Annotated in this window: 9 tRNA genes and 3 rRNA genes; all 12 read right to left on the minus strand. The window is 48.7% G+C overall.

The window, feature by feature from the left end:
- A 16S ribosomal RNA gene (locus ACH6EI_RS27685) occupies nucleotides 1-219 on the minus strand; the annotation flags it as partial.
- An 85-nt stretch (nucleotides 220-304) separates the two neighbouring features.
- Nucleotides 305-380 (minus strand) — tRNA-Ala (locus ACH6EI_RS27690).
- A 5-nt stretch (nucleotides 381-385) separates the two neighbouring features.
- Nucleotides 386-462 (minus strand) — tRNA-Pro (locus tag ACH6EI_RS27695).
- A gap of 4 nt (nucleotides 463-466) precedes the next feature.
- A tRNA-Arg gene (locus ACH6EI_RS27700) sits at nucleotides 467-543 on the minus strand.
- Between the two features lie 9 nt (nucleotides 544-552).
- Nucleotides 553-641, minus strand: a tRNA-Leu gene (locus ACH6EI_RS27705).
- Between the two features lie 14 nt (nucleotides 642-655).
- A tRNA-Gly gene (locus ACH6EI_RS27710) sits at nucleotides 656-730 on the minus strand.
- 23 nt (nucleotides 731-753) lie between these two features.
- Nucleotides 754-835, minus strand: a tRNA-Leu gene (locus ACH6EI_RS27715).
- 14 nt (nucleotides 836-849) lie between these two features.
- Nucleotides 850-925 (minus strand) — tRNA-Lys (locus ACH6EI_RS27720).
- A gap of 8 nt (nucleotides 926-933) precedes the next feature.
- A tRNA-Thr gene (locus ACH6EI_RS27725) sits at nucleotides 934-1,009 on the minus strand.
- Nucleotides 1,010-1,035: 26 nt separating this feature from the next.
- Nucleotides 1,036-1,111 (minus strand) — tRNA-Val (locus tag ACH6EI_RS27730).
- Nucleotides 1,112-1,120: 9 nt separating this feature from the next.
- Nucleotides 1,121-1,236, minus strand: a 5S ribosomal RNA gene (gene rrf, locus ACH6EI_RS27735).
- A 110-nt stretch (nucleotides 1,237-1,346) separates the two neighbouring features.
- Nucleotides 1,347-1,444 (minus strand): 23S ribosomal RNA (locus ACH6EI_RS27740); the annotation flags it as partial.

The raw sequence follows: 1,444 nt of genomic DNA on the forward strand, positions 1-1,444 counted from the left end.
AAACCATCTTTCAATCATCTCCCATGAAGGAGAAGATCGTATCCGGTATTAGCTTCGGTTTCCCGAAGTTATCCCAGTCTTACAGGCAGGTTGCCCACGTGTTACTCACCCGTCCGCCGCTAACGTCATAGAAGCAAGCTTCTAATCAGTTCGCTCGACTTGCATGTATTAGGCACGCCGCCAGCGTTCATCCTGAGCCAGGATCAAACTCTCCGAAGAAATGTTTGACTTGCTCAATTTAAAAAATAAAAATTAACGTTGACGTTTGTCGCTTTGTTCAGTTTTCAAAGTTCAAAATTCCGATTGGTGGAGCCTAGCGGGATCGAACCGCTGACCTCCTGCGTGCAAGGCAGGCGCTCTCCCAGCTGAGCTAAGGCCCCATAAATGGTCGGGAAGACAGGATTCGAACCTGCGACCCCTTGGTCCCAAACCAAGTGCTCTACCAAGCTGAGCTACTTCCCGTTTATGGCGCGCCCGAGAGGAGTCGAACCCCTAACCTTTTGATCCGTAGTCAAACGCTCTATCCAATTGAGCTACGGGCGCTTATTAAAATGGTGCCGAGGGCCGGACTTGAACCGGCACGGTAGTCACCTACCGCAGGATTTTAAGTCCTGTGTGTCTGCCAATTCCACCACCCCGGCAGGACTTATATACGTGGAGCGGAAGACGAGGTTCGAACTCGCGACCCCCACCTTGGCAAGGTGGTGTTCTACCACTGAACTACTTCCGCGCATATATGAAATTAAGTAAAGATGCGGGTGAAGGGACTTGAACCCCCACGTCGTAAGACACTAGATCCTAAGTCTAGCGCGTCTGCCAATTCCGCCACACCCGCGTGTGAATATTAAATGGTGAGCCATGAAGGACTCGAACCTTCGACCCTCTGATTAAAAGTCAGATGCTCTACCAACTGAGCTAATGGCTCGAAAAAACTGGTGCCGGCAAGAGGACTTGAACCCCCAACCTACTGATTACAAGTCAGTTGCTCTACCAGTTGAGCTACACCGGCGTGCAATCTCTGACTTAAATAGTCGATGGTGGAGGATGACGGGATCGAACCGCCGACCCCCTGCTTGTAAGGCAGGTGCTCTCCCAGCTGAGCTAATCCTCCGATATAAAAGCCTGGCAACGTCCTACTCTCACAGGGACAAAGTCCCAACTACCATTGGCGCTAAAGAGCTTAACTTCCGTGTTCGGTATGGGAACGGGTGTGACCTCTTCGCTATCGCCACCAGACATATTATATTATACACTATTATATAAAGAAAGCAATACTTTTTTCGAAAAAGATTTATTCTTTCAAAACTAGATAACAGTTTGCTGAGTAAAGCTTACACTTTTAAAGTTTGGTTAAGTCCTCGATCGATTAGTATCAGTCAGCTACACATGTCGCCACGCTTCCACCTCTGACCTATCAACCTGATCATCTTTCAGGGATCTTACT

Source organism: Priestia sp. JSM ZJ58, assembly GCF_044383985.1.
Taxonomy (GTDB): Bacteria; Bacillota; Bacilli; order Bacillales; family Bacillaceae_H; genus Priestia; species Priestia zanthoxyli.